The 1,023-nt window shown below is 56.9% G+C and carries 2 protein-coding genes; both read right to left on the reverse strand.

Annotation, left to right across the window (positions count from 1 at the left end; translation table 11 throughout):
• The coding region (locus ACYP5B_RS17600; protein ID WP_459570530.1) for an aldehyde dehydrogenase family protein at window positions 1-267 on the reverse strand (267 nt) is incomplete at its 3' end.
• 486 nt (window positions 268-753) lie between these two features.
• On the reverse strand, window positions 754-1,023 hold a 270-nt coding region (locus ACYP5B_RS17605; RefSeq protein ID WP_459570531.1), incomplete at its 5' end, for a LysR substrate-binding domain-containing protein.

Consider the following 1,023-nt stretch of genomic DNA (forward strand, 5'->3'; position numbering starts at 1 on the left):
TGCTGATAACTTCACTTCGGCGCGTGCTTCGGCGATCCTCTTTCCCATCTCCAGCGTGATAATCTGCGCATATTCTTCCGCCTTGTCTCGCAGGATAGATGCCGCCTTCGCGATAACCCGCGCACGATCCGCAACGGACCGATGCCGCCAATCCAGTTCAAAAGCACCGTGAGCCGTCGCAATAATTCCCTCGATCTCGTCGTCCTTGGCACCTTCGAACGTTTTGACTAGTTTTCCTGTCGCCGGGTTGGTTGTCTTGTATTCCATCTAACGCTCCTCGCTATGTCAGCAGAATATGGACGGAAAATGGGATCAGATAGCGCCCGAGCCCCTGAATTTTTTTTACCATCCATGCATCGTTGGCTCATTCTGGACTTGACCCTCCCGGCAGACAATCCCATTGGGAAAGGATGCAGCGTTCACTGCCAGTTAACATGGCGCCGACGACGCAGTCTCCAAAAAAGGGATGGGCAGGGCACGTCGGTCAGTGCGCACGTGGCCTGGCCTGGTGTGGCGCGGGCGGCTAGTTCCGGGGCAAACAAGACGTGTCTTCCGACGGCCTGCTGGAGGCGGACGCACCGGCGGCCAGCAGTGCGGTCAGACGGAACCAGTGGTTTTAAGGGGCGATTGCGTCGCGGCGCCTCTGCGGTCGCGCGATCGTTGTGACGCCTCGTTGACAGCGACGGCTCCACAAGATGCGGTGAGGCCGCGAATTGGTGCGCCGGGTTACGGGACCGGCGCCACTTGATGCGCCTATTTCCAGCTCTCAGCGTATTCCCTCAATTCTTTTTCAAGGTATTCCATTAGCGCCCGTTTTGCAGGTGACGGGAAATGGCTTGGAAGCGTGAGAATGTACAGGCTGTTAAGCTGCCCGACGATCCGGTACTGCGGAAGTACTTGCTGCAGATTTTGGGCGGTCGGTCCGCACATTGCATATGTTGGCAGAATACCGATGCCCATGCCTTCCAGTACAGCATCGAGGATAAATGGGTAGTCTGCCGATTGTAGCGTTGGCTGGATATG

This window comes from Cupriavidus sp. 8B (assembly GCF_054589115.1).